The following is a 24,788-nucleotide window of genomic DNA, read 5'->3' on the forward strand; positions in this document are numbered from 1 at the left end:
GAGAGGAACGCTCTCGTGCGCGCACTAGTGACCGGCGGCGCCGGTTTCATCGGCTCCACCCTGGTCGACCGGCTGCTGAGGGACGGGCACGAGGTGCACGTCGTGGACGACCTGAGCCGCGGCAAGCGCAACGCGCCGGTCGACCCGGCCACCGCGGACCGGCACACGTTCTCGCAGGTGGACATCACGTCGCCGGAGCTGGCCGACGTGGTCGCCGGTTTCGGGCCCGAGGTGGTGTTCCACCTGGCCGCGCAGATCGACGTGCGGGTGTCCGTGGCCGAGCCGCTGCTCGACGCCACCAAGAACGTGCTGGGCACGGTGAACCTCGCCGAGGCCGCCCGCAAGGCCGGGGTGCGGAAGATCCTGTTCGCGTCGTCCGGCGGGTCGATCTACGGGACGCCCGAGGTGCTGCCGGTGACGGAGACGGTGCCGATCAACCCCAAGTCGCCGTACGCCGCGTCGAAGGTGTCCGGCGAGGTGTACCTGAACACGTACCGGCAGCTGTACGGGCTGGAGTGCACGCACTTGGCGCTGGCGAACGTGTACGGGCCGCGGCAGGACCCGCACGGCGAGGCGGGCGTGGTGGCCATTTTCGCGTCGGCGCTGCTGGCGGGGCGTCCGACGAAGGTGTTCGGCGACGGTGGCAACACGCGTGACTACGTGTTCGTGGAGGACGTCGTGGCAGCGTTCGTGGCCGCGTCCGGTGAGGCGGGCGGTGGCCGCCGGTACAACATCGGCACCGCGCACCAGGTCTCGGACCGCGAACTGCACACCCTCGTCGCCCAGGCCGCCGGCGTGCCGGACGAGCCGGAATTCGCCCCGGCCCGGCTGGGTGACCTGCGTGCGTCGGCGATCGACCCGTCCCTGGCGCAGGCCGAGCTGGGCTGGAAGCCGGAGGTGGACATCGCCACCGGCGTCCGCCTGACCGTCGACTACTTCCGGTCGCTCCAGGCCTGACCCCACGTCGTCTCGGCGCTGCCGGCCAGGCCTCGAGCCACCCGCAGCCCTGCCGAACCGCTCCTTGAATCAGGGGTCCCCCGCCCAGGGGACCCCTGATTTTGATACTTCCAGAAGGGACCGACAGTCCGCTGCGGTCGGAGGGCCGCCTGTGGACAACTGCGGCGGCTGTGGACAACCGGGTCGTCGGTCACCGACGGGCCACTGGAGCGGGCGGTCGAGCGGGGCGGTTGGTCACCGAAGTCGGCGGTCACGGACGCAGGCGGTCGCCGGAGCGGGTGATCACTGGCGTGGGTGGTCGAGTGGTAGCCGTCGAGCACTGCGGTCGGGCGGCAGCCGCTGTGGCCTGCGGTTGACCGGTAGCCGCCGAAGTCTGCGGTTGGCCGGTCGGACACTCAAGGGCGGCCGATCGACCCTCCCCGCGGTGGCCGACCCGCAGTGGCCGAACCCGCAGTGACCCAATACCGGCAGTGGCCGGGAAGGTCAGGCGCTGCGGGCCTGGTCCTTCGCGTCGGCGTCCGCAGTGGCGTCCACGGTGGCCTCCGCGTTGGCCGCCACGTTGCCATCCACATTGCCGTCCACGGCCGCGACAGCGTCGTCGTGCTTCGGCGGCTCGGCGTTGCGCAGCGCGATCGCCCGCGCGAGCCGCGCGTACCGCAGCTCCAACTCCTTGAACCGCAGGTACGTGTTGATCGTGGCGAACCCGAACGCCACCACGAGCGCGTACACCACCAGGTCGGTACCACGCCCGACGCCGACGAACTCGGCCAGCATCGACACGTCCGCCGGCCGCAGCACGGCCACCGCCGCCAGCACCATGAAGAGGGCGAAACCGATCTTCACCCCGGCCGCCGTCTTGGTGGTGCCGTGGTGGCGCAGGAAGAACACCAGCAGGACGATGACCCCGCCGATGAGCAGGAACTGGATCAGCATGTCAGCGCTTGGACCCCGTCTTGAGAGCCGTGTCGAACAGGATGTTCACGCCGTTGATGAGCGACTGGCCCTTGGCCATCGAGTACTCCGTGTACAGGATCTCGACCTGTTCCTCGGTGACCCGCCAACCCCGGTGCGAGATCATGTCGACGATCTGCGACGCGTGGCCCATGCCGTTCAGCGTGATGTGGAGCTCCTCGGCCACCTTCTTGTTGAACACCCGGAGCCCGTTGTGCGCGTCCGACAGCTTCAACTTCCGCAGCCGAGGGCTGATGGCGACCACGGTCTTCAGCACCACGCGCTTGATCAGCGGGATGTGCGAGTCGTCGCCCTTGAACCGGGTGCCGACGATGATGTCGACCGGCTCGGCGCGCAGCCGCTCCAACATCCGCAGCACGTCCGCGACCTGGTGCTGGCCGTCGGCGTCGAACGTGACGAAATACTCCGCGCCGGGCTGCGACCGGGCGTACTCGACGCCGGTCTGGATGGCCGCGCCCTGACCCAGGTTGACCGGGTGCTGCACCAGGTGCGCCCCGGACCCGCGGATCGCGTCGGCCGAGCCGTCCCGGCTACCGTCGTCGACGCACACGATGTTCGGGAACGTCTCCAGCGCGTTGCGCACGACGTCGGCGATCACCTGTGCCTCGTTGTAGACGGGCACGACCAGCCACACGTCAGACTGGTCCGCCACAGCGGCCTCCTCGCCGAACTTGCCGAAGAAAATGGGGGTGTCTGCCGGACAAGGCTAGCGTGCCTGCCGGTCCGGGTCGTGGCCGACCAGCATCGCGGCGAACGCGGCGATGCTGCGGTCCCACGAGAAGCGTTCCCGGGTCACCTCGCCGAGCTTGTCCGCCCGCGCCTCGCGTTCGGGATCGGTGACCGCCGCTTCGAGGGCAGCGGCGAGCGCGTCCGGGTCACGGGCGGGCACGAGGCTGCCGGTGACGCCGTCGTCGATGATCTCCGCGGTGCCGCCGACGTCGGTCGCCACGATCGCACGGCCGATGGCCGCCGCCTCCAGCACCGTCGTGGGCAGGCCTTCCGTCCAACTGGGGTTCACGAACACCGTGCACGCGGCGATCTCGCGCAACGCCGTGTCGTGGTCCACCGCGCCCAGGAACTCGACGTGGTCGGCCAGCCCCAGCTTGGTCGCCTGCGCCCGCAGGTCGGAGGCCGCCGGCCCGTCGCCGCACAAACGCAGCCGCAGCGGCACACCGCGCCGGCGCAGGTCCGCCGTGGCGGTGAGCAGGTCGCCCACGCCCTTGCCGTTGATCAGCCGGCCGACGTAGCAGGCCACCGGCTCGCCCACGGGCGTCGACGCCACCACGTCGGACGGCAGTTCGATCCCCCGGTAAAGCACCCGCGCCTCACGTCCGGCCAGGTCGCGGACGAACCGCGCGGCCGACCGGGACACCGCCACCACGTCGTCCGCCCAGCGCAGCACCGGCTGGCTGGTGATGCGGTCCACGACGTCGGCGACGAACCGGATGAACCGGTTGCCGCTCTGCACCGGGCTCGACCCGTGCTCCACGTGCACCCGGCGCAGCCGCGCCCGCTTGGCGAACAGCGACGCCCACAGGTGCGGCCAGTAGAACCGGGTGTGCGTCATCAGCACCGTGTCCGGGCCGCACAGCGCGCGCAGCTTCCGGGTGAAACCGGGGTACGGCACGGGGTAGTGCGAGACCACCTCGCGGCCGGGCCACCGCACCACGGTCCACCGCTCGCCCAGTCGTTGCACACCCGCCGGCGCGCCGACCGCCGACGTGAACACGGTGATCCGCAGGTTCGGATCGGCTTCCAGCAAACGCCGGTGCAGTTCGTGCGCGTACGCCTCGACCCCGCCCTTGTGCGGCGGGTAGTAGACGGGCATGTCGACCAGGTGCACGGCCACGAATCTAGGCCCTGGCCCGCTGTCCCAGCAGGCCACCCCAGGCGAGCGCGGCGGCGGTGAGCCAGGCCACGGCCATCCCCAGGGCTACCCCGATCACTCCGAGCCAAACACCGAGCAGCGCCACGAGAGCGACTTCTGTGACGAATTGCACGGTGCGCACCCGCGGTCCGAGCCACGCCCGGCCGCTCGCCTTGCCCGCGACCAACGCGGTCTGAGCGGTGGCCAGGAGGAACGCGTAGGCCAGCAGCACGAGCACGATCGGCCGCAGGCCGTCCCACGGCGTGCCCAGTGCGGCCGTGATCAGGTCGTCCGGCGCGATCAGGGTCAGGCCCGCGAACACCAGGCTGACCACCGCCGCCAACCCGGACACCAGCATGGGCGCCCGCACCACCTCGCGCGCCGACCGACCGGCCAGGTGCGCCAGCAGCGCGTTGCTGATGCCGATGAACAGCACGGTCAGCGCGGTCACCGGAACCAGCGCCTTGCGCAGCAGGCCGAGCCCGTCGAGGCCGACGACCCACGCCGTCACGCCGAACGTGGCCCACGTGCCCGCGGTCAGGTAGACGGCGTCGATCAGGAACCCGGGCAGCAGCGACCGCCGGTCACGCAGCCAGCCGCGCACCGCGCCGAACCCGAACGGCCCGCCGGTCAGCCACGCGCAGGCCGCCGCCACCGGCACCGCGCTCAACGCCCACACCAAGTAGACGGACGACGCGTCCAGCTCACCCACCAGCAGGGTCACCCCGACCGCGCCGAGGAACAGCACCAGCCAGGCCCCGTCCAACGCCAGCGCCCGCAACGGCCGCTGCCGCGCGTACGACACGTACCGGCCGTGGTCCAGCACCGCGGTGAACGGCGAGGCCAACGCCTGGATCAGCAGCAACGTGCGCGCAGGCCCGTCCAGCATCAGCCCGACCACCAGGCACACCAGGCCGATCGCCACGCCCAGCAGCAACGACGTCGCCGCCGCGCCGCGCACACCGCGCGCGTCGCCGTTCGCCACCGCCTTCGACACCAGCAAGGGCTCCGCAGCGATCGCCCGGCCCAGGTACCACTGGCCGATCTGCACGATCGCGACCAGTGAGAACACCCCGAACTCGGCGTCCGTCGACACCGGCGCCGCGACCAGCTGCACGGCGAAGGTGATGGCGCTGAAAACCAGCTGGTCGATGGTGACCGCGGACTGCCGCACGGCCGTGCCGGCCAATGCGCGCAGACCGTCGAGCCGTGATCCGTTCGCCGCCGACACGGGTGTCCTCTGCTAAGGGGAGCGTGAGCGGGCCTTACTGTACGGCGTCGGCCGATCCCTCCCGCAGCAGGAGAACCCCATGCCATCGCCGGTGTCCGTGGTGATCCCGTGCGCGCCCAAGGCGGACTTCCTCGCCGAGACCCTGCGCTCGGTCGCCGAGCAGACCCACCAGGACTGGGAGGTCGTGCTGGTCCTCGACGGCGAGTGCGAGCAGAACCGGGCCGCCGCCCGCACCCTCCCCGACGACCGCGTGCAGGTGCACCTGACGCCCGAGCCGCGCAGCGGACCCGCCGTTGGCCGCAACATCGGGCTGGACGCGGCGAAGCACGACCTGGTCGCGTTCCTCGACGCGGACGACCTCTGCATGCCGAACCGCCTGGAGCGCCAGGTCGCCGTGCTGGAACAGCGGCCCGGTCTCGGCCTGGTCGGCTCGTGGGCGAACAAGATCGACCCGTCCGGGCAGCTCGTCGGCGAGATGCACTCCGCGATCGGCCCCGAGGTCGCGCGCACGATGTTGCTGTTCAACTGCCTGATCACGTCGACCGTGGTGGTGCGCAAGGAGTTGGCGGCCGAGGTGGGCGGGTTCGACCCGCGCTGCGTGCGGCTGGAGGACTACGACCTGTGGCTGCGGATCATGGCCCGCGCCGACGGCGACGTGGTGCCCGAGGACCTGGTCGGCTACCGGGTGCACCCCGACCAGTACAGCCGGGGCGCGTTGATGGGGCCGCAGACGAAGTTGCTGCGCCGCAGCAAGCAGGCGCTGGCCAAGCGCATCGGCGTCAGCGGGCTGGGCGTGGCGGCCCGGCACGCGGCGTGGCTGGGCGTGCAGGTCGTGAACCGGCGCTGGTGACACCGACGCTCGTGACGCCGTGCTGGTGACACCGGCGCTGGTGACACCCACGCCCATGACACCCAAGGGGTCGGGCGCCGGAGGCGCGGGCCACGAGTAGTCTCGCCGTCGCTGCGGCAGGAGAACCGCTCTCTCGAAGCCAAGTGACGGGTTGCTATCGCGATGACTGCTGCTCTGCTGGTGCTGGTGCTGCTCTGGGTCCCGGGCCTGCTCGCCGGCGCGGCGATCCGGCTGCGCGGCTGGACCCTCGCCGCCGCCGCGCCCGCGCTCACCTACGGCCTGGTCTCGATCGGCGGGCTGCTGCTCGGCAAGCTCGGCTTCTCGTGGACGCTCGTCACGTTCGGCGCCTGGACGCTGCTCGCCTCGGCACTGTTGCTGCTGGTCACGACCCTGGTCCAGCGCCGGTGGCCCGCGCACGTCGAGGACGACCACAAGGTCTCCCGCAACGGCCACCTGGTCGTCGGGGCCGGCCTGGCCATCGGCCTCGCGGTCGGCGCGGTCACGTTCATGCGCGGCATCGGCACGATGAACCGGCTGGCCCAGGACTGGGACGCGCCGCACCACGGCAACCTGGTCCGCTGGTTCGCCGAGCACCAGGCGTCCCTCGTGTCGTCCGCCGGCGTCATCTCCAACCAGCCCGAGAACACCTCTTACTTCTACCCGGCCACGTACCACCAGTTGCTCTCGCTGCTGCTGGACAAGGTGGGCATCACGCTGCCGGAAGTCCTCAACGCCGGCGCGCTGAGCACGGTGCTGATCTGGCCGGTCGGCATCGCCGCGATGGGCCTGGCGTGGAAGCTGCCCGCCCGGGTGGTGGCGTTCGCCGCCGCCGTGTCCACCTGGTTCTCGCCGTTCCCGTACGACTCGCTGTGGCGCGGTCCGCTGTGGCCGTACGTCGCGGGCATCGCCCTGCTGCCCGCCATCCTCGCGCTGGTCGCCTACCTGGTCCGGCCGCGCGGCGTCACCGGTCCGCTGGCGTTCGCGCTGGCCGTCGCGGCGGTCGTCGGGCTGCAACCGAGCCTCGCGTTCATCGTCGCCGGCCTGGTCGGCATCGTGTTCCTGGCGTGCGTGTTCCGCCTGGAGCCGATCGACTGGAAGCGGGCGTGGCCGACGTTGGTCGGGACGGTCGTGCTGGGCGGGCTGGCCGCCGTGCCGCTCATGCTGCCGTCGATGGGCGCGGCGACCGGCGTGGCCGCCATGGTGTGGCCGTCTGAGGCGACGCCCGCCGGCGCGTTCGGGCAGATGCTGACGTTCTCCGGCGTGGCCGCCTTCCCGCAGTGGTGGATCGGCCTGCCCGCCCTGCTCGGCATGGTCGTGATGGTCAAGCGCGGGCAGATGCTGTGGATGGTCGGCGTCTGGCTGGCGTTCGGCGGCCTGTACGCGGCGACGGTGTCGCTGGAGGGCCGGGTGGTCCAGAAGCTGACCGGCGTCTTCTACAACGACCACTGGCGGCTGGCCGTGCTGCTGCCGCTGCCCGGCGCGATCGGGTTCGGCGTGGCCGTGGTCGCCGTCGGCACGTGGCTGGTCAACCGGTACCGCGACCGCCTGCCCGCCCTGGCCGGCAAGCCGTGGGCGTCGGTGGCCGTCAGCGTGGCGTTCTTCCTCCTGGTCACGCTGCTCAGCGGCGCGTACGTGGACCGCAACAGCGCGCGCCTCGCGCAGGCCTACAACGACGGGCCGGTGGTCAGCGAGGCCGAGCAGGCCGCGTACCGGTGGCTCGGCGAACGCGTGAAGCCCGGCGAGCGGGTGCTGAACGACGTGTTCGACGGCAGCGCCTGGCTGTACGCGGTGGCTGAGGTCGAGCCGGTCGAGTGGACGTTCTACGGCACCCCCGAGGGCACGCCGAACAACTACCTCGTGCGGAACCTCAACAAGATCAACACCGACCCCGAGGTGCGCGCGGACCTGAACGAGCTGAAGGTCCGCTACGTGATCATCGGCAAGGGGTACGTGCGGCTGGAGAAGTCGCTCACGCCGGGTCTGGCGAACCTCGACGCGATCCGCGGTTTCCGCCAGGTGTTCAAGAACGAAGGGGCCACGATCTATGAGATCGAAGGCCAGGAACACGTCGCGGAGAGTGCCGGAGCGGCCGGGAATCGGTGAGCCTATCCACCCGGTCGGGTCTTGTATGCACCCACAGGGTGTGGACGGTCACAGGTCGTCACTACCGTACCCTCAAGTGCTGTGAGCTTCGCTGGATTTGACCTGATCGTCGTCGGTTCCGGGTTCTTCGGTCTGACGGTCGCCGAACGCACCGCCTCCCAGCTCGGCAAGCGCGTGCTGGTCCTGGAACGGCGCGAGCACATCGGCGGCAACGCCTACTCCGAGCCGGAACCCGAGACGGGGATCGAGGTCCACCGCTACGGCGCGCACCTGTTCCACACGTCCAACAAGCGGGTGTGGGACTACGTCAACCAGTTCACCGACTTCACCGGCTACCAGCACCGCGTGTACGCGATGCACGCCGGCCAGGCCTACCAGTTCCCCATGGGCCTCGGCCTGATCTCGCAGTTCGTCGGCCGGTACCTCAGCCCCGAGGAAGCCAGGGCGTGGGTCGCCGAGCAGGCCGCCGAGATCGACTCCAAGGACGCGCAGAACCTGGAGGAGAAGGCGATCTCGCTGATCGGCCGCCCGCTGTACGAGGCGTTCGTCCGCGACTACACCGCCAAGCAGTGGCAGACCGACCCGAAGGAGCTGCCCGCGGCGGTCATCAGCCGCCTGCCGGTGCGCTACACCTTCGACAACCGGTACTTCAACGACACCTACGAGGGCCTGCCCGTCGACGGGTACACCGCGTGGCTGGAGAAGATGGCCGACCACCCGAACATCGAGATCCGCCTCGACACCGACTTCTTCGACGTCCGCGACGAGATCCCGGCGGGCACCCCGATCGTCTACACCGGACCGGTGGACCGCTACTTCGACTACAGCGAGGGCTGGCTCGGCTGGCGCACGCTGGACTTCGAGCGGGAAGTCCTGCCCGTGGGCGACTTCCAGGGCACCCCGGTGATGAACTACAACGACGCGGACGTGCCCTACACCCGCATCCACGAGTTCCGGCACTTCCACCCGGAGCGCGAGTACCCGTCGGACAAGACGGTCATCGTGCGCGAGTACTCCCGCGCGGCCGAGAAGGACGACGAGCCGTACTACCCGATCAACACCGCCGACGACCGGGCCAAGCTGGAGCGGTACCGCGAGCTGGCACGGCGGGAAGCGGCCGAGCACAACGTCCTCTTCGGCGGGCGCCTCGGCACCTACAAGTACCTGGACATGCACATGGCGATCGGTTCCGCGCTGAGCGTCTTCGACAACAAGATCGCCCCGCACCTGACCGCAGGTCAGGCGCTGGACGGTTCGCTGGAGGACTGAGTCGGAATGTCGGGCAACTCCCAGCTCGTCGAGCACGAGGCGCCGCAGGAACTGCTGACCCAGCGCGGCCTGTTCGCCGGGCCGTCGCCGATCGTGTCGGCGGACCTCTACGCGGAGGTCTCCCACGGCATCGCGGACCGCGAACGCGATCGCGTCGTCGTGCACCCGCACACGACCGTCACGATGAACACCTACTTCGGGCGCTTCCCCGCCACCTATTGGCAGCGGTGGTGCGTGAGCCCGGAGGTGGAGCTGAGCCTGGAGCTGACCGGCTCGGGCCAGGTGTCGATCGTCGCGTCGGACTCCGACGGCGAGACCCGCATGATCGCGGCGGAATCCGTCGACGGCGCGAAGTCGCGGGTCGTGCGCCTGTCCGCGAAGATCGACAAGTTCGCCGACGGCGGCGGCCTGTGGTTCGACGTGGTCACCGGTGAAGAGCGGCTGGTCGTCGAACGCGTCCGCTGGACCGTGGCGCCGCCGAAGCGCGTCCGGCCCACCGCCGTGGTCATCTGCACGTTCAACCGGGTCGAGGACTGCCTCAACACGCTGGACGGCCTTGCCTCCGACGCGGAGCCGCTGAGCCTGGTCGACACGATCTACGTGGTGGACCAGGGCAGCGACCCGGTCGAGTCGCGGCCCCGGTTCGCCGAGATCTCGGATCGGCTCGGCGCGAAGCTGCGCTACATCCGGCAGCCCAACCTCGGCGGCGCGGGCGGCTTCACCCGCGGCCTGTACGAGGTGACCGAACTCGGCGCGGCCGAGCACGCCAACGTCCTGTTCATGGACGACGACGTGCTGTGCGAGCCGGAGATCGTGATCCGGATGACCGCGTTCGCGAACCGCACCGCGCAGCCGGTCATCGTCGGCGGCCAGATGCTGTACCTGTTGCACCCCAACCACCTGCACGTGGGCGCGGAGTACGCGAACCTCGACACGCTCGCGCCCGGCCAGATCGTCCGCGGCGCCCTGCACGACGTCGACCTCACCGCGTACGACGAGGAGACCGGCAAGAAGAACATGCAGGAACGCCGGGTCGACGCGGGCTACAACGGCTGGTGGTCCTGCCTCATCCCGTCGGAGATCGTGAAGGCCGTCGGCTACCCGCTGCCGATGTTCTTCCAGTGGGACGACATCGAGTACGGCTACCGCGCGCGGGCCAACGGCTTCGCCACGGTGACCCTGCCCGGCGCCGGCGTCTGGCACGCCGACTTCCACTGGAAGGACTGGGACGACTGGCACCGGTACTTCAACCTGCGCAACGCCCTCATCACGTCGGCGCTGCACAGCCGGTTCGACCCCAGGCGCATCTGCCGGGCCATGGCCGCGCAGCTCGCCACCTACCTGGTCGGCATGCAGTACGGCCTGGCGGCGACCCAGCTGAAGGCCATCGAGGACTTCCTCAAGGGTCCCTCGGTGCTGCGTGACGGCGGTGTCGAGGCGGCGTCGGAGATCCGCAAGCTGCGCGCCGAGTTCCCCGAGACGATCAAGCACCCGGCGTCCGAGGTGCCCGGCATCTCGTCCGGCGACCTGCCGATGATCCCGTCGCCGGGCGTGCCCCGCAAGCACATCGCGGTGCTGGCCAAGCGGCTCGTCGGCCAGTACCTCGGCAAGTCCACGCACGACGTGGGCGCGATCCCCGCGGGTGACGCGGCCTGGTGGCACGTGTCGACGTTCAACACCGCCGTGGTGACCGACGCGTCCCAGGAGGGCGTGCGGGTGCGCCGCCGCGACCGCGAGCTGGCGATCCGGCTCGGCAAGCAGGGCGCCAAGCTGATCAGGGAGCTGTACCAGCGTGCTCCCGAGATGCGGCACACCTACCGCGAGGCGATGGACGACCTGACCAGCCGGGACAACTGGAAGCGGTTGTACGACCTGTGATCCCGCAGCGGGGCGTGGCCGAACCCCGGTCCGCCCCGCTTCTCACCGGAGGGACCCCTCGTGGACGCAGTGCACCGGATCATCCTGCCGAGAGACGACGACCCGCTCGACGTCCGGCCGATGTACCTGGAAGAGCCGGAGAACGTGCACTGCCAGGTCGGTTCCCGCCGGTGGCTGACCGTGCCCGAGCACGCCAAGGTGTCGTTCGGGACGTACTTCAACGCGTTCCCGGCCAGCTACTGGAAGCGCTGGACGGTCGTCGACGAGGTCGTGCTCCGGATGCGGGTCCGCGGCTCCGGCCGGGTCGACGTGTACCGCTCCAAGCCGAGCGGCGACATCGTGCACCTGGAGGGCTCGTTCGTCCGGGACGCGGTGGACTGGACGGCGCTGGAGTTCCCGGTCTCGCTGAAGCCGTTCGAGGACGGCGGGCTGATCTGGTTCGACGCGTTCACGCACGAGGCCGTGCTGGAGATCGACGACGCCGAGTGGGTGGTGCGCGAGCCGCTGCCCGCGAAGACCGTCGCGGTGAGCATGGCCAGCATGCGCCCGCACGACGCGGTCGAGGCGTTGCGCGCGCTGGGCAGCGACCCGGCCGTGCTGGACGTGCTGAGCAAGGTGTTCATCGCCGACCAGAGCACCGCGAAGATCCGTTCCGTGCCGGGTTTCGCGGAGGCGGCGGCCGGTCTCGGTGACCGGCTGGAGGTCATCGAGCAGGACAACCTGGGCGGCTCCGGCGGGTTCACCCGGGGCATGTTCGAGGCGGTCGAGAACACCGACGCCGACCAGATCATGCTGATGGACGACGACATCCGGTTGGAGCCGGAGGCGGTGCTGCGGTCCAACGCGTTCGCGCGCGCCGCCGCGTCACCGGTCATCGTCGGCAGCCACATGCTGAACCTCCAGGCCAGGACCAGGCTGCACAGCTCCGCGGAGATCGTGGACCTGGGCACGTGCTTCTGGCGGGCCGCGCCCGGCGCGGTCAACGACCACGATTTCAGCGTGTCGCCGCTGCGCGAGACGCCCGCCCTGCACCCGCGCGTCGACGCCACGTACAACGGCTGGTGGATGTGCCTGGTCCCGCGCGAGGTCGTGCAGCGGATCGGCTACCCGCTGCCGCTGTTCATCAAGTGGGACGACGCCGAGTACTCGCTGCGTGCGCTGGAGCACGGCTACCCGACGGTGTCGCTGCCGGGTTCGGCGGTGTGGCACATGCCGTGGACGGACAAGAACGACTCGACCGACTGGCAGGCGTACTTCCACACCCGCAACCGGCTCGTCCTGGCGGCGCTGCACAGCCCGTACGACGTGCGGTCGGGGATCGTCAAGCACGGGTTGAAGCTGTCGCTGCGGCACCTGCTGTCGATGGAGTACTCGACGGTGGCGTTGCAGCAGAAGGCCATCGAGGACTTCCTGGACGGGCCGGCGGGGCTGTTCGACTCGCTGCGGACGGCGTTGCCGATGGTGCGCGCCCTGCGGTCCGAGTACAGCGATGCCCAGCGGCTGGAATCGGCCCGCGAGTTCCCGCCGCCGACGTTCGACATGGTGCGCGCCGAGTCGCTGCTCCAGCCGTCGAAGAGCAAGGCGACCATCGCGGTGCGGGCGGCGAAGTCCGTGCTGCACAACCTCCGCCCCCCGCAGCCGTCCGCCGGCGTCCGGCCCCAGCTCAACGTGCCGGCGCTGAACGCCCGGTGGTTCCTGCTGGGCAACCTGGACAGCGCGACCGTCTCCACCGCCGACGGCACCGGCGTCGCGTTCTACAAGCGCGACCCGGAGCAGTTCCGCACGCTGATGGCCCGCGCGGTCCGCAACTACCGCAGGCTCGGCCGGGAGTGGCCGCGGCTGCGCCGGCTCTACCGGGACGCCCTGCCCGAACTCACGTCGGCCGAGCAGTGGCGCAAGGTCTTCGAGAACCAGAACCGCTGACCGCCGAAGGGGTGGCGTCCCGCGCCACCCCTTTACCCGGTGAACGCCGGAGGCTCATACTCCAGTCGGACCACCACGCGCTCGTGGTGTCGCGGGCGCGACTGCTCCTGCTCCGGAAGGAGCCGGCATGCGATCCTCGCGGTTCCCGGCCCTGGTGTGGGTCGTCCTCGCGGTCAACGCGCTGTTCCTGATCTGGGTCATCGCCGGTGGCGCGCCCCTGGCCGGCTTCCTCTGGGTCGCCGCGGACGTCGTGCTCGGCGTCCTCTGGCTGGTCGCCAGGCGCCGGACCCGTGAGTGCCCGTCCTGTGGCCGTGCGGTCAAGCACGACGAGACGGTGTGCACGGGTTGTGGGTACAACCTCGCGCTGGCCTCCGCGCACGACACCCGTGCGCACCACTACCCGACGAATCCGGGGATCAAGCCGTAATTCCGGCTCACTCGAAGTGCGCGGCCACCACGTGGCTGAAGTTCACCACGAATTCCTTGCCGTCGGCGGTCTCGATGGACTGGGTGTGGCCGTTGCGCACCACCTGGATCAACCGCGGGCCGAGATCGGCGACGGTCTCCGCGGACACCTTGATCGAAATGGGGTTGGGGTTCGCGGCCAGGTGCAGCACGAGGGCCGTCTTACGCGCTTCAGAAGTCATACCGCCATGCCACCAGCACGGGCGTGACCAGGCAAGAGAGGTTCGCCGTCAGCGATTCCGCGTCAAGCTGAACATCACCCGGACGAGCCGGTCACTTGCGGAAGAAGCGCTCCCGCCGGCCGAGCCGGACCAGCCTCAACCACTCCAGGAACGCCTTCGGGTCGCGCCGCACCCCGATGAAGTACAGCCCGAACCGGAACGCCTCCAGCAGGCCGAGCTTCCGCATTCCCGGCTGCGACAGCAGGTAACCCCGGTTGCGGTACGTGTAATACCGCTTGACGGCGTTCTCCGGGTCCTGCGCGTGGAACCGCCCGCCGAGCATCGGCTTGAACTCGTCCGACCCGTCGGGGTGCAGGTAGGCGACCTTCAACGACGTGCCGAACGGCAACCCGGTCCGCACCAGCCGACGGTGGATCTCCACCTCGTCGCCGCGGAAGAACAGCCGGTAGTCCGGCACGCCGACGACGTCGACCGTGGACGCCTTGAACAGCGCGCCGTTGAACAGCGACGCGATGCCCGGCAGGAAGTCGGTGCCCAGCTCGGACGTGTTCCGCTTCCAGGTCAGTCCGCGCCGCAGCGGGAACGCCAGCTTCTCCGGCCGGTCGATGTTCGCCACCACCGGCGAGATGGCGGCCAGCCCACGCCGGTTCGCCTCGTCCAGCAGCACGGCCAGCACGGTCTCGTCCGCCGGACGCCCGTCGTCGTCGGCCAGCCACAGCCAGTCCGCGCCCATCGACAGGGCGTGCAGCATCCCCAGCGCGAACCCGCCCGCGCCGCCGAGGTTGCGGTGCGAGGCGAGGTAGGTGGTCGGGATCGGGCACTGCGCGACCAGGTCGTCCACCGGCTGGTCGGGCCCGTTGTCCACGACGACCAGGTGGTCGAGCGCTCTGGTCTGCGACGCGAGGACCTTCAAGGAGTCGGTCAGCAGCTCCCGCCGATGTCGGGTCACCACCACCCCGACGACGGAGCCCTTCGGCAGTGCGCTCACCACGCTCACCTATTCGCCACCGTTTCCGCTCAGCACCCGCGGTTGACCGATCCGCTCCAACGTCGCCTCGCTCAGGTGCTCGTACGGGTCACGCCCCTTGTAGGAGGTGACCACGTCGCGCAGCGACCCGTGCATCTTGACCTGGCCCTCGTCCATCCAGATGGCCGTGCTGCACAGCTCGACCAGGAAGTCGTCCGAGTGCGAGGCGAACACCAGGATGCCGGACCGCCTCACCAGGTCGTTCAGCCGGTCGCGCGCCTTCTCCAGGAACGCCGCGTCGACCGCGCCGATGCCCTCGTCCAGGAGCAGGATCTCCGGGTCGATCGACGTGACCACGCCCAGCGCCAGCCGCACCCGCATGCCCGTGGAGTAGGTGCGCAGCGGCATCGAGAGGTAGTCGCCCAGTTCGGTGAACTCGGCGATGTCGTCGACCCGCTTCTCCATCTCCTTGCGGCTCATGCCGAGGAAGAGGCCGCGGATCATGATGTTCTCGAACCCGGAGATCTCCGGGTCCATGCCGACGCCGAGGTCGAACACCGGCGCGACCTTGCCGACGATGCGCGAACTGCCCCGCGTGGGCTCGTAGATGCCCGCGAGCAGCCGCAGCAGCGTGGACTTGCCCGCGCCGTTGTGCCCGACGAGGCCGACCCGGTCACCGTGCCGCAACGAGATGTTGATGTCGTGCAGCGCTTCGATGATCGGCACCCGGCCCTCGGAGCCGATCTTGCCGCCAACCTTGCCCAGTGCGAGCTTCTTCAGCGATCTCGACTTGGCGTCGAAGATCGGGAAGTCGACCGAGGCGTTCCAAACGTCGATGCCAACCATGTGTTGCGGCCTCACTCAGACCCAGTAGGAGACGCGGGCACGGTAGTTGCGCATGGCGATCAACGCCAGTGCCCAGCCCACGATGGTGAACCCGCCGACGACGACCCAGTGGTGCCATTCCTGCGTGTGCCCGAGCAAGGGCGCGCGGACGATCTCCACGAAGTGGTAGAGGGGGTTCAGTTCGGCGATCAGCACTTTCCAGCTGGCCTCGCCACCGTCGCCGGTGACCTTGTTGAGCACACCGACGTGCCAGACGATCGGCGTCATGAAGAAGATCAGGTTGATGAAGCTGTGGATCACCGGCGGGATGTCCCGGAAGCGGGTGCTGATGATGCCGAACAGCAGCGCCACCCACACCGCGTTGACCACGATCAGCGCGAACGCCGGGATGGCCAGGACCATCGTCCACGAGAGGCCGGGGTGGCTGTTCAGCTCGTCGCCGCCCATGGAGTACGGCTTCGAGAGCGCCGGGTAGTACACCGCGAGCACGATGAAGTAGACGACCAGGTTGTGCCCGAAGAACAGCACCTGGCGCCACACCATGCGCAGCACGTGCACCGTCACCGGCGCGGGAAGGTGCTTGATCAGCCCTTCGTTCGCGATGAACACGTCGGTGCCCTCGGAGACCACGCCGAGGATGAAGTTCCAGATGATGAAGCCGGCCGTGACGTACGGCAGGAACGTGTTCAGCTGCTGCCCGAACAGCTGCGAGTACAGCAGACCGAGCGCGAGCGCCGTGGTGCCCATCGAGATGGTGATCCACAGCGGGCCGATCACCGAGCGGCGGTAGCGCTGCTTGATGTCCTGCCAGCCCAGGTGGGCCCAGAGCTCGCGATGGTGCCAGGCGTCCCGCACATCGGCGAACGCGCGCGCGAAGGTTCGCGAGTTCGGCGCGAGGGGAGCCTCTGGTCGGTCGACCGTACTCGTGGGTTGCACGAGGATTGAGACTACCGGCGACGGGGTGGTGCGGCTGTCGCCGGGCTGTCACGGTGAGGTCACCCCCGCGCGCCCGCCGCCGGTCCTGGCCGTCCGTTCGGTCACCTGGCGGTGACTGCGCGCGCACGTTCAGTAGTCGTCGCTGGTCGGCTGCGTGTTGCACACCCGCCAGGCCGGTTATCCAGTGCATCGGCCGCCGATGGGACCGGCTGTCGATCGCGCCGGTGGACCCGGAGGAGCGGACTCAGAGGTACTGGCCGGTGCCCCGAACGTGCGGCGTCTCCGAACCGTGGTCCCCGCCACCCGTGCCGGCCGGCAGCGCCCGCCCGCGCATCTGCTCCAGCTGCACCCGCGCCGCCATCTGCTGCGCGAACAACGCGGTCTGGATGCCGTGGAACAGGCCCTCCAGCCAGCCGACCAGCTGGGCCTGCGCGATCCGCAGCTCGGCGTCCGAGGGCGTGCTCTCCTCGGTGAACGGCAGCGACAGCCGCTCCAGCTCGTCGCGCAGCTCCGGCGCCAGCCCGTCCTCCAGCTCGTCGATCGACCGCTTGTGGATCTCCTTGAGCCGGTTGCGGCTGGCCTCGTCGAGAGGAGCCGCGCGCACCTCCTCCAGCAACTGCTTGATCATCGTGCCGATGCGCATGACCTTCGCCGGCTGCTCGACCAGGTCCGTCACGTCCTGACCGCCCACGTCGTCACCCGACGGCACCCGCGCGGCGCCCACCGGCGTCCCGTCCGGGCCTACCACCACCACGTGCCGCTCGTTCTCCACCTGATCACCTCGGGCTGCCTCACTCATACCTCCCATCCTGGCCCGATCGGGTGGCGCACGCCGAACCGGGGCAGGGATCGGACCGCGAACCGCCCGCCCCTGCTGTCGCTCGCGCGGGACTCCTCCGTACGGTGTGCGGCATGGCGTTCGACGTCGCCCGGGTCCGTGGGCTCTTCCCCGCGCTCGGCGACGGCTGGGTTCATCTGGACGCTCCTGCGGGAATGCAAGTACCCGAACAGGTGGCCACGGCCGTCTCCACCGCGCTGCGCGCACCCGTCTCCGGGCCGGGTGGCATATTCCCCGCTTCACAACGCGCCGAGGCGATCGTCGACGCGGCCCGTCGGGCGGTGGCGGACCTGGTCGGCGCCGATCCCGCCGGTGTGGTGCTCGGCCCGAGTTCGGCGGTGCTGCTGCAACGGCTGGCCGACGCGTTGTCCGAAGGCTGGTTCCTCGGTGACGAGGTCGTGGTGTCCCGGCTCGACCACCCGGCCAACATCGCGCCGTGGCAACGGGCGGCGCAGCGCACCGGCAGCGTGGTCCGGTGGGCCGAGGTGGACATCGAGACCTGCGAGCTGCCCGCCTGGCAGTACGACGACCTGGTCACGTCCAAGTGCAAGCTGGTCGCCGTGACGGCCGCGTCCGGCTCCGTGGGCACCCGCCCCGATCTGCGCAAGATCGCCGACGCCGCCCGCCGCACGGACGCGCTGGTGGTCGTCGACGCCTCCTCCGCCGCGCCGTTCGTGCCGCTCGACATCACGTCGATGGGCGCCGACGTGGTGGCCGTCTCGGCGAACAACTGGGGTGGCCCGCCGGTCGGCGCGCTCGTGTTCCGCGACCCGTCCCTGCTCGACATGCTGCCGTCGGTGGCGGTCGAGCCCGGCGCGCGCGGCCCGGAGCGGCTGGAACTCGGCCCGCACGCCTACCCGCTGCTGGCCGGTCTGGTCGCTTCGGTGGAGTACCTGGCCGGGATGGACGACGCCGCGGTGGGCCCGCGGCGCGAGCGCGTGCTCACTTCGTTGGGTTCGGTGAAGGCCTATCAGGCCGGACTTCTGGCTAATCTCATCAACGAACTGCGATCGCTCCGTCACGTCATGGTGATCGGGGACGCCATGCGCCGCGTGCCGGCCCTGGCGTTCACGGTGGCCGGCGTGAAGGCGACCGACGGCGTCGAGCACCTGTCCGAACGCGGCGTCTGCGCGTTCGCCGACTCGGGGCAGCACGGCGTCTTCTCGGTGCTGGGAGTGGGCGAGGTCGGCGGCGCCATCCGCGTCGGCCTGGCGCACTACACGAACGCGGTGGAAGTGGACGAGCTCGTGCGGGCGGTCGCCGAGCTCGGCTGAGGGCGCTGAGACTGGGGGTTGGGTGGACGACCTGTTATCCCGGGAGCTGGCCGACCTCGCCGCACTGCACCGCCTGGCTCCCCTGATGTCGGAGTACCTGCCCAACACCGCGCACGAACTGCGGCCCGCCGCGCTCGCGGCCGTGGTGGACGAGGTGCTGCTCGGGTCGCGCACGGTGCTGGTGGAGTGCGGGTGCGGCGCGTCGTCGGTCGTATTGGCGCGGCTGCTGGCGCGGCGCGGGTTCGGCCACCTGCTGTCCGTCGAGCACGACGAGCGGACGGCGGCGTTCGTGGCCAGCCAGCTGCGCCGGGAGGGCCTTGGCCACGTGGCGCGCGTCGTCCACGCACCCCTGGCGCCGCACCCCGCCGCCCTCGGCAACGCCCACTGGTACCACCCGCAGCTCGTGCACGACGAGGTGTCGGCGTTCGTCGAGCGGTACGGGCTGGTCGACGCGCTGCTGGTCGACGGACCCCTGCTGGGCGACGCCCGCTACCCGGCGCTGCCCGTCCTGCGCGGCGTGCTCGCGCCCGGCGCGGCGGTGCTGGTGGACGACGCCGAACGGCCCGATGAGCAGACCGTGCTGGTGCGGTGGGCCGAAGAGTTCGCGCTGCGTTTCCGCACCACTCCCCGAACCTCCCTGGCCACCGCGAACGCGTTGGACTGACGCGTGCTGCCGCCCTGCTGGACGCCCAGCGCGAGGCCACCGAGGACCTGCCCTACGACTTGCTCGGCGTGCGCAAGCCCAAGCTGGTCCACGTCTACGTCCGCCAGGCGGTGCGTGCTCGTGCGGACCGAGGAGGATCAGGCCTTGGCCGCCGCCCGCAAGCTGGCCGGCTACGGGCAGCGGACGGCCGCGATCGGGTCGCTGCGCGCGGCGCTCGCGTCCTCGCCACCGCACCGCAACCGGCTGCGGGCGTTGCCGGGGTGGGTGGTGTTGATCAGTCCCGACGCCGACGCGCAGGAACTGCTCACGCACCTCAGACCGTGAGCACGAGCTTGCCGAACACGCCGCTGCCCTCCAGCGCGCGGTGGGCGTCGGCGGCCCGTTCGATCGGCATCACGTCGTGCACGACGGGCTTGACCCGGCCGGACGCGATCATCGGCCACACGTGCTCGCGCACCTCGGCCACCACGCGCCCCTTGCCGCTGGGCCCGTCCACGGGCCGGAACCGCAGGCCGGTCGCGCTCACGCTCGCCCGCTTCGCCAGCAGCTTGCCGATGTTCAGCTCGGCCTTCACCCCGCCCTGCATGCCGATGATCACCAGCCGGCCGTCCGGCGCGAGCACGTCCACGTTGCGGTCCAGGTACGCGGCGCCCATGTTGTCCAGCACCACGTCCGCCCGGCCGACCTCGGCCACGAAGTCCTGCTCGCGGTAGTTCACCAGCACGTCCGCGCCCAGTTCGGCGCACCGCGCGAGCCGTTCCGCCGAACCCGCCGTGACGGCGACCCGCGCGCCCAGCGCCTTGGCGACCTGGATGGCGTGCGTGCCGATCCCGCCCGCGCCACCGTGGACGAGGAACGTCTCACCGCTCGTCAGCCCCGCCAGCATCACCACGTTCGACCAGACCGTGCACGCGACCTCGGGCAGCGACGCGGCCGTCACCAGGTCCACGCCCTCGGGCAGCGGCAGGAGTTGGGCGGCCGGGACGACGACCCGTTCCGCGTACCCGCCGCCGGCGAGCAGCGCGCACACCTCGTCCCCGACCCGCCAGTCCGTGACGCCGTCACCGAGCACCGCGACCGTGCCCGAGCACTCCAGGCCCAGCACGTCCGACGTGCCCTTCGGCGGCGGGTAGTGGCCTTGGCGTTGCAGCAGGTCGGCCCGGTTCACCGCGGTCGCGGCCACGTCGAGCAGCACCTCGCCGGGGCCCGGTTCGGGATCCCGAACCTCCGTCCACGCCAACACGTCGGGCCCGCCGGGTTCACGAATGGTGATCGCGCGCATGGGTCGACGGTAATCCGGTCGCCCCGCGAACGCGTGCCCGCCACCATCGACGGGCATGGACCCCTGGCCGTTCCGACACTTGGTGCTCCGAACCCCGCGCCTCGAACTGCGACCCGACGACGACGAGGGCCTGGCCGAACTGGTGGACGTGGCGCTGGACGGCATCCACCCGCCCGACCGGATGCCGTTCGGCGTGGACTGGACCGACGCGCCGCGCGACAGGCTCGGCATCAACACGGTCCAGCACTACTGGGGCGTTCGTGCGTCCCTGACGCCGGATCGGTGGACGTTGAACTTCCTGGTGCGGCTGGACGGTCGGGTGATCGGCACGCAAGGGCTCGGCGCCGAGGAGTTCCCGATCCTCCGCGAGGTGACCAGCGGATCGTGGCTCGGGCTGCGGCACCAGGGGCGGGGGATCGGCACCGAGATGCGGGCGGCGGTGCTGCTGTTCGCGTTCGACCACCTCGGCGCGGTGTCGGCGCGGTCCAGCGCGTTCGACGACAACCACGCGTCGCACGCGGTGAGCCGCAAACTCGGCTACCGGCCGGACGGCACGTTCACGCAGGTCCGCCGGGGTGAACCGGCGCGGCAGACGCGGCTGCTGCTGACCCCGGCGACGTTCGTCCGGCCCGACTGGGCGCTGGCTGTGAGTGGAATCACACCGTGCCTGGCGCTGCTCGCCGGCGAAAGACCCTCCGACTGAAGGATTGCGTTTACCGCCGCGACTTGTGAAGGTGCGGAATCCGAGTGAAGGGGAAACTCGATCATGTCAGGTAGAACAGGGGTCCGACGCGCGACGATCCTCGCGGCGTCCGCATCCCTCGCGCTGGCCGTCGTTCCGGCCGCCAACGTCGCCTCCGCGGCGCCGCTGGACGGGCCGAAGCTGGCCCAGAACCTCACCAAGAAGGTCACGCTGGAAGGTGTCAACCGCCACCTGATCGCGTTCCAGCGCATCGCCGACCGCAACGACGGGAACCGTGCCGCCGGCACGTCCGGCTACGACGCCAGCGTCGAGTACGTCGCCGGCAAGCTGCGGGCCGCCGGGTTCGACGTGTCGACGCCGACGTTCATGTACCCGGTGCAGATCACCGACGCCGCGACCGCGAAGGTCGGCGCCACGACGTACGAGAACATCCCGCTGGAGTTCTCGCCGCAGACGCCGGTCGGCGGCGTCACCGGTCCGCTGCGCGTCGTCCCCGAGGACGGGACGCCGGGCTGCGAGGCGGAGGACTTCGCCGGGCAGGACTTCACCGGCTCGGTCGCCCTGATCCGCCGCGGGGCGTGCACGTTCGACATCAAGCACCGCAACGCGGCTGCCGCCGGCGCCATCGCGGTGATCATCGCGAACAACACCGAGGGTCCGCTGTCGGGCGTCACGCTGGGTGCGCCCGGCGTCGTCCCGACCGGTGGCGTCACCCGGGCCGACGGCACCGCGCTGGCCCAGCTCGGCGGCCAGCCGGCGACCGTGGACCTGCGGTACCACACGGAAGAGCGGCCGTCGCGCAACGTGATCGCGCAGACCAGGACCGGTCGCACGGACAACGTCGTGATGGCGGGCGCCCACCTCGACAGCGTCGAGAACGGCGCGGGCATCAACGACAACGGCACCGGCTCGGCCGGTCTGCTGGAGAGCGCGTTGCAGCTCGGTGCGGCGCCGAAGGTGAACAACGCGGTGCGGTTCGCCTGGTGGGGCGCCGAGGAGCTGGGGCTCGTCGGTTCGGAGAAGTACGTGCAGGGGCTGACGTTCGAGCAGCAGCTCGACATCGCGCTGTACCTGAACTTCGACATGATCGGCTCGCCGAACGCGGCGTACTTCGTCTACGACGGCGACAACTCCGACGGTGACGGCGCGGGTGCGGGTCCGTACGGCTCGGCGCAGATCGAGCAGGCGTTCGTCGACTACCTGACGACGCAGAAGGGCGTGCAGACCGAGGGCACCGACTTCTCCGGCCGTTCGGACTACGGCGAGTTCATCCTCAACGGAATCCCCGCCGGCGGCCTGTTCACCGGCGCCGAGGGCGTCAAGACCGAAGCCCAGGCCACCAAGTGGGGCGGCACCGCCGGCACCGCCTACGACCCGAACTACCACGGCCCGGGTGACAACCTCGGCAACATCGACCGCACCGCCCTCGACCGGAACTCCGACGCTCTGGCGTGGGTGACGGCGTCGTACGCGATCAGCACGGAGAGCGTGAACGGCGTCCCGTCGCGTACCCAGCGTGCCGAGGCGCGTGCCGCTTCGAAGCGTTCCCTGCACGTCGAGCAACACGACCACTCGCACGCCGACGTGGCGTAAGCACCTGTTTTGTTCGCAACCGGGGCCGGTCTCCCAACAAGGAGACCGGCCCCGGCCTGCTGTGGCGGCCAGGATCGGCTTGCCCGGCCACCTGTCACGGAGTCGTGTGAGCTGCCGGTTGCGGGGGCGGTCGTCACCACTGGCGGCGGACGGCGGCCTTGGTGCCGGTCACGAGGCTCGCCGGCGGCACGTCGTTGGCCACGATCGCTCCTGCGGCGATCACGGCGTCACGTCCGATGGTGACGCCGGGCAGGATCGTGGCGCCGGCGCCGATCCACACGTTCTCCGCCACGTCGATGGGCCCGCCGCTCAGCCACCCCCGCCGCTCCACCGGATCGACCGGGTGGCCCATGGTGATGAACGTGACCTTCGGCGCGATCATCACGCGCTCGCCGAGCCGGATACCGGCGTAGTCCAGGAACGTGCAGTTCTGGTTGATGAAAACCCGTTCCGCGATGTCCAGGTTGAGGCCGTGGTCCGTGTAGAAGGGCGGGTAGATCGTGACCCTCTTCGGCAGTGGCCGGCCGAGGATCAGCTCGAACAACTCCGCCTTGCCCGCTTCGTTCTCGAAGGGGAGGACGTTGAGGCGGGACGTGAGCTCGGTGGCCCGCAGAACCCTCTCGGACATGGCCTTGAACTCGGCGCTCTGGATGCGCATGAGGCGGTCGTCTGGCATGACCCGCACCTTCTCATGAACGCCTTGCCGCACCGTTGCTTCCCTTTGGCTCCGGTACGACCCCGTTGCCACACCAGTAGTGGAAGCGGCGGGCTGAGCACAAGGGAGACAAGCGGAAGCGCGCCAGACCCTAGAGCCACGACCCAGTAAGACCGCCGCAGGCGGCGACCGGATGCTCGGTCGCCGCCTGCGGCTCGTTCAGCCCTCTTCTTCGGTGTCCTTCGGTGCGCTGGTCAGCCACACCAGGTGCGTCCGCACGCCACGCGAGCCGGCGGAGATTTCGAAGAGTTGCCGTGCACGCTCCGGGCTCTGCGAGACCAGGTGGAAGTCACCTTCGACCGAGTTGACATCGGCATGGTCGGGATAGGCCAACCCGTAGGCCGCGACTCGGCCGTCTTCCTGCTCGCCGTACTCCTCCACGATGGCGAACAGTCGCGGAGCCTGCTCCTTGGCAATCAGGTGCAGGAGGTTGGTGAACTCCTCTTTGGTCCACAGCGGGCGTGTCACCGTGTCAGGGCTGCGCTCGTCCAGCTCGTTCACGCGCACTTCCTCTCGACGCTGTAGATCAGGTCGGCCAGTGCGTCACCGGGCATCAGGCGGTTGCCCGCCTGTTCGGGAGTGACCAGCCAGATCACCGGCATGGTGTCCAGAGCGCTTGGTGGCAGGGGCAGGGGCATCCCGGCCTCCATGACGTGTGCCTCACGGCTCAGCAGCACCGACGGCATGGGCGGCCGGACCAGGAAGTAGGCGATCGGCATGTCGGGGAAGGCCAATACCGGCGTCGGGAAGGCAGCGAACCAGGGGTTGTCGGCCAGCGTCATCGTCAACGACTCGGCCACCGCGAAGGCACCGACCTCAGTGCCGGTCACAGTGAAGATGTTCGGTGCGTGCAGGCCTGGCGTCGACCACCACTCCTGCACCAACGCGGCGTCGGTCGTCGCTTCCCCGATCGGCCGCAGGCACGGACTGGTGACCAACTGTTCGTCCACCGGATCGGCGAAGTGACCGTCACACCAGACGGCGCCAGGTACGACCGGCCACCCCAGCGCTGCGTAGCCCAGTGCTGTGGTCAGTTGTTCGGTCGGTGTTGTCGTGGTCGACATGGGGTGCCCTTCTCGTTGCGCTGGAACAGCAGGTCGGGGCAGGGAGACGCTGACCGGTCCCAACCTCGAATAAATCTTCAAATTGCATCGGTGCGAGGGCGATCAGCGCGCCAGCGCTCGCCCCAAGATGGTGGCGCGCAGCTTCACGGTGTATGGCATCGGCGGCATAATTTGTTCAGCACCCAGAGCGCTGCGGCTGGAATGTGCGC

General features: G+C 70.1%; 25 protein-coding genes. 12 read left to right on the forward strand and 13 right to left on the reverse strand.

What is annotated here, in order from left to right; all coding sequences use genetic code 11:
• The first annotated feature begins 15 nt into the window (after positions 1 to 15).
• Entirely contained in the window at positions 16 to 957 is a 942-nt protein-coding gene (locus F4560_RS33230; protein ID WP_184926890.1) for an NAD-dependent epimerase/dehydratase family protein, read from the forward strand.
• A gap of 483 nt (positions 958 to 1,440) precedes the next feature.
• On the opposite strand, the gene F4560_RS33235 is transcribed toward F4560_RS33230, so the two are convergent.
• Genes F4560_RS33235 through F4560_RS33250 form a run of 4 tightly spaced genes read right to left on the reverse strand, consistent with a single transcriptional unit; the run spans position 1,441 to position 5,027 of the window.
• Positions 1,441 to 1,890 (reverse strand): DUF2304 domain-containing protein, encoded by a 450-nt coding sequence (locus tag F4560_RS33235; RefSeq protein WP_184926892.1) that lies wholly within the window; start codon positions 1,888 to 1,890, stop codon positions 1,441 to 1,443.
• A gap of 1 nt (position 1,891) precedes the next feature.
• Entirely contained in the window at positions 1,892 to 2,581 is a 690-nt protein-coding gene (ppgS, locus tag F4560_RS33240) for a polyprenyl-phospho-N-acetylgalactosaminyl synthase PpgS (protein WP_184926894.1), read from the reverse strand.
• A gap of 54 nt (positions 2,582 to 2,635) precedes the next feature.
• Positions 2,636 to 3,772 (reverse strand): glycosyltransferase family 4 protein, encoded by a 1,137-nt coding sequence (locus tag F4560_RS33245; protein WP_184926896.1) that lies wholly within the window; start codon positions 3,770 to 3,772, stop codon positions 2,636 to 2,638.
• Between the two features lie 10 nt (positions 3,773 to 3,782).
• Positions 3,783 to 5,027, reverse strand: coding sequence for an MATE family efflux transporter (locus F4560_RS33250; RefSeq protein ID WP_184926898.1), 1,245 nt, complete (start codon positions 5,025 to 5,027; stop codon positions 3,783 to 3,785).
• 37 nt (positions 5,028 to 5,064) lie between these two features.
• Between F4560_RS33250 and F4560_RS33255 the strand changes: the two genes are divergently transcribed.
• From F4560_RS33255 to F4560_RS33280, 6 genes are all read left to right on the forward strand, one after another.
• Positions 5,065 to 5,877, forward strand: a complete 813-nt coding sequence (locus tag F4560_RS33255) for a glycosyltransferase family 2 protein (RefSeq protein WP_512700356.1) — start codon at positions 5,065 to 5,067, stop codon at positions 5,875 to 5,877.
• Positions 5,878 to 6,039: 162 nt separating this feature from the next.
• The gene (locus F4560_RS33260; RefSeq protein ID WP_184926902.1) at positions 6,040 to 7,980 is read left to right on the forward strand and encodes a DUF6541 family protein; all 1,941 of its coding nucleotides are present in this window, start codon (positions 6,040 to 6,042) and stop codon (positions 7,978 to 7,980) included.
• Between the two features lie 81 nt (positions 7,981 to 8,061).
• Positions 8,062 to 9,249: a UDP-galactopyranose mutase gene (glf, locus tag F4560_RS33265; protein ID WP_184926904.1), complete on the forward strand. Its 1,188-nt coding sequence runs from the start codon at positions 8,062 to 8,064 to the stop codon at positions 9,247 to 9,249.
• 6 nt (positions 9,250 to 9,255) lie between these two features.
• Positions 9,256 to 11,127 (forward strand): glycosyltransferase, encoded by a 1,872-nt coding sequence (locus tag F4560_RS33270; RefSeq protein WP_184926906.1) that lies wholly within the window; start codon positions 9,256 to 9,258, stop codon positions 11,125 to 11,127.
• 60 nt (positions 11,128 to 11,187) lie between these two features.
• Positions 11,188 to 13,050: a glycosyltransferase gene (locus F4560_RS33275; protein ID WP_312869628.1), complete on the forward strand. Its 1,863-nt coding sequence runs from the start codon at positions 11,188 to 11,190 to the stop codon at positions 13,048 to 13,050.
• 127 nt (positions 13,051 to 13,177) lie between these two features.
• The gene (locus F4560_RS33280) at positions 13,178 to 13,477 is read left to right on the forward strand and encodes a hypothetical protein (protein WP_184926908.1); all 300 of its coding nucleotides are present in this window, start codon (positions 13,178 to 13,180) and stop codon (positions 13,475 to 13,477) included.
• A gap of 7 nt (positions 13,478 to 13,484) precedes the next feature.
• On the opposite strand, the gene F4560_RS33285 is transcribed toward F4560_RS33280, so the two are convergent.
• From F4560_RS33285 to F4560_RS33305, 5 genes are all read right to left on the reverse strand, one after another.
• On the reverse strand, positions 13,485 to 13,697 hold the full coding sequence (locus F4560_RS33285; protein ID WP_184926910.1) for a hypothetical protein: 213 nt from the start codon (positions 13,695 to 13,697) through the stop codon (positions 13,485 to 13,487).
• Between the two features lie 91 nt (positions 13,698 to 13,788).
• Positions 13,789 to 14,685 carry a galactofuranosyltransferase GlfT1 gene (gene glfT1 / locus F4560_RS33290; RefSeq protein WP_184926912.1) on the reverse strand — a complete coding sequence of 299 codons (897 nt, stop codon included), beginning with the start codon at positions 14,683 to 14,685 and terminating at the stop codon, positions 13,789 to 13,791.
• Positions 14,686 to 14,694: 9 nt separating this feature from the next.
• Positions 14,695 to 15,510: a galactan export ABC transporter ATP-binding subunit Wzt/RfbE gene (wzt, locus tag F4560_RS33295; protein ID WP_184926913.1), complete on the reverse strand. Its 816-nt coding sequence runs from the start codon at positions 15,508 to 15,510 to the stop codon at positions 14,695 to 14,697.
• A gap of 15 nt (positions 15,511 to 15,525) precedes the next feature.
• Positions 15,526 to 16,446: a galactan export ABC transporter permease subunit Wzm/RfbD gene (wzm, locus tag F4560_RS33300; protein WP_184926916.1), complete on the reverse strand. Its 921-nt coding sequence runs from the start codon at positions 16,444 to 16,446 to the stop codon at positions 15,526 to 15,528.
• Positions 16,447 to 16,690: 244 nt separating this feature from the next.
• Positions 16,691 to 17,245 (reverse strand): bacterial proteasome activator family protein, encoded by a 555-nt coding sequence (locus tag F4560_RS33305; RefSeq protein ID WP_184926918.1) that lies wholly within the window; start codon positions 17,243 to 17,245, stop codon positions 16,691 to 16,693.
• A gap of 113 nt (positions 17,246 to 17,358) precedes the next feature.
• Here F4560_RS33305 and F4560_RS33310 point away from each other — a divergent pair, with 113 nt between their 5' ends.
• The 3 genes from F4560_RS33310 (at position 17,359) to F4560_RS33320 (ending at position 19,546) form a co-directional block, all read left to right on the forward strand.
• Positions 17,359 to 18,558 (forward strand): cysteine desulfurase-like protein, encoded by a 1,200-nt coding sequence (locus F4560_RS33310; protein WP_184926920.1) that lies wholly within the window; start codon positions 17,359 to 17,361, stop codon positions 18,556 to 18,558.
• A gap of 22 nt (positions 18,559 to 18,580) precedes the next feature.
• Complete coding sequence (locus tag F4560_RS33315; protein ID WP_184926922.1) at positions 18,581 to 19,222, forward strand: class I SAM-dependent methyltransferase; 642 nt, start codon at positions 18,581 to 18,583, stop codon at positions 19,220 to 19,222.
• A gap of 120 nt (positions 19,223 to 19,342) precedes the next feature.
• A complete protein-coding gene (locus F4560_RS33320; RefSeq protein ID WP_184926924.1) occupies positions 19,343 to 19,546 on the forward strand; it encodes a hypothetical protein in 204 nt (67 codons plus the stop codon).
• On the opposite strand, the gene F4560_RS33325 is transcribed toward F4560_RS33320, so the two are convergent.
• The gene (locus F4560_RS33325) at positions 19,536 to 20,504 is read right to left on the reverse strand and encodes an NAD(P)H-quinone oxidoreductase (RefSeq protein ID WP_184926926.1); all 969 of its coding nucleotides are present in this window, start codon (positions 20,502 to 20,504) and stop codon (positions 19,536 to 19,538) included. The two genes, F4560_RS33320 and F4560_RS33325, sit on opposite strands and share 11 nt — an antisense overlap.
• Positions 20,505 to 20,559: 55 nt before the next feature.
• Here F4560_RS33325 and F4560_RS33330 point away from each other — a divergent pair, with 55 nt between their 5' ends.
• A complete protein-coding gene (locus tag F4560_RS33330) occupies positions 20,560 to 21,207 on the forward strand; it encodes a GNAT family N-acetyltransferase (protein WP_184926928.1) in 648 nt (215 codons plus the stop codon).
• A 63-nt stretch (positions 21,208 to 21,270) separates the two neighbouring features.
• Positions 21,271 to 22,800 carry a M28 family metallopeptidase gene (locus F4560_RS33335; RefSeq protein ID WP_184926930.1) on the forward strand — a complete coding sequence of 510 codons (1,530 nt, stop codon included), beginning with the start codon at positions 21,271 to 21,273 and terminating at the stop codon, positions 22,798 to 22,800.
• Positions 22,801 to 22,933: 133 nt separating this feature from the next.
• Here F4560_RS33335 and F4560_RS33340 read toward each other — a convergent pair whose 3' ends face one another.
• The 3 genes from F4560_RS33340 to F4560_RS33350 all read right to left on the reverse strand — a co-directional run bounded on the left by F4560_RS33340 (position 22,934) and on the right by F4560_RS33350 (position 24,579).
• Complete coding sequence (locus F4560_RS33340; protein ID WP_184926931.1) at positions 22,934 to 23,476, reverse strand: DapH/DapD/GlmU-related protein; 543 nt, start codon at positions 23,474 to 23,476, stop codon at positions 22,934 to 22,936.
• A 198-nt stretch (positions 23,477 to 23,674) separates the two neighbouring features.
• Positions 23,675 to 24,016 carry a hypothetical protein gene (locus F4560_RS33345; protein WP_184926933.1) on the reverse strand — a complete coding sequence of 114 codons (342 nt, stop codon included), beginning with the start codon at positions 24,014 to 24,016 and terminating at the stop codon, positions 23,675 to 23,677.
• The gene (locus tag F4560_RS33350; protein WP_184926935.1) at positions 24,013 to 24,579 is read right to left on the reverse strand and encodes a bifunctional DNA primase/polymerase; all 567 of its coding nucleotides are present in this window, start codon (positions 24,577 to 24,579) and stop codon (positions 24,013 to 24,015) included. The genes F4560_RS33345 and F4560_RS33350 overlap by 4 nt, the downstream gene beginning before the upstream one ends.
• Positions 24,580 to 24,788 lie beyond the last annotated feature (209 nt).

The sequence above is a fragment of the Saccharothrix ecbatanensis genome (genome assembly GCF_014205015.1).
Classification (GTDB): Bacteria; Actinomycetota; Actinomycetes; order Mycobacteriales; family Pseudonocardiaceae; genus Actinosynnema; species Actinosynnema ecbatanense.

Bases quoted from the DNA above. Each gene is read 5' to 3' on its own strand.
- F4560_RS33235 (WP_184926892.1), bottom strand. From the start codon at position 1,890: ATGCTGATCCAGTTCCTGCTCATCGGCGGGGTCATCGTCCTGCTGGTG.
- F4560_RS33260 (WP_184926902.1), top strand. From the start codon at position 6,040: ATGACTGCTGCTCTGCTGGTGCTGGTGCTGCTCTGGGTCCCGGGCCTG.
- F4560_RS33270 (WP_184926906.1), top strand. From the start codon at position 9,256: ATGTCGGGCAACTCCCAGCTCGTCGAGCACGAGGCGCCGCAGGAACTG.
- F4560_RS33280 (WP_184926908.1), top strand. From the start codon at position 13,178: ATGCGATCCTCGCGGTTCCCGGCCCTGGTGTGGGTCGTCCTCGCGGTC.
- F4560_RS33285 (WP_184926910.1), bottom strand. From the start codon at position 13,697: ATGACTTCTGAAGCGCGTAAGACGGCCCTCGTGCTGCACCTGGCCGCG.
- wzt (WP_184926913.1), bottom strand. From the start codon at position 15,510: ATGGTTGGCATCGACGTTTGGAACGCCTCGGTCGACTTCCCGATCTTC.
- F4560_RS33305 (WP_184926918.1), bottom strand. From the start codon at position 17,245: ATGAGTGAGGCAGCCCGAGGTGATCAGGTGGAGAACGAGCGGCACGTG.
- F4560_RS33310 (WP_184926920.1), top strand. From the start codon at position 17,359: ATGGCGTTCGACGTCGCCCGGGTCCGTGGGCTCTTCCCCGCGCTCGGC.
- F4560_RS33325 (WP_184926926.1), bottom strand. From the start codon at position 20,504: ATGCGCGCGATCACCATTCGTGAACCCGGCGGGCCCGACGTGTTGGCG.
- F4560_RS33330 (WP_184926928.1), top strand. From the start codon at position 20,560: ATGGACCCCTGGCCGTTCCGACACTTGGTGCTCCGAACCCCGCGCCTC.
- F4560_RS33335 (WP_184926930.1), top strand. From the start codon at position 21,271: ATGTCAGGTAGAACAGGGGTCCGACGCGCGACGATCCTCGCGGCGTCC.
- F4560_RS33340 (WP_184926931.1), bottom strand. From the start codon at position 23,476: ATGCCAGACGACCGCCTCATGCGCATCCAGAGCGCCGAGTTCAAGGCC.
- F4560_RS33350 (WP_184926935.1), bottom strand. From the start codon at position 24,579: ATGTCGACCACGACAACACCGACCGAACAACTGACCACAGCACTGGGC.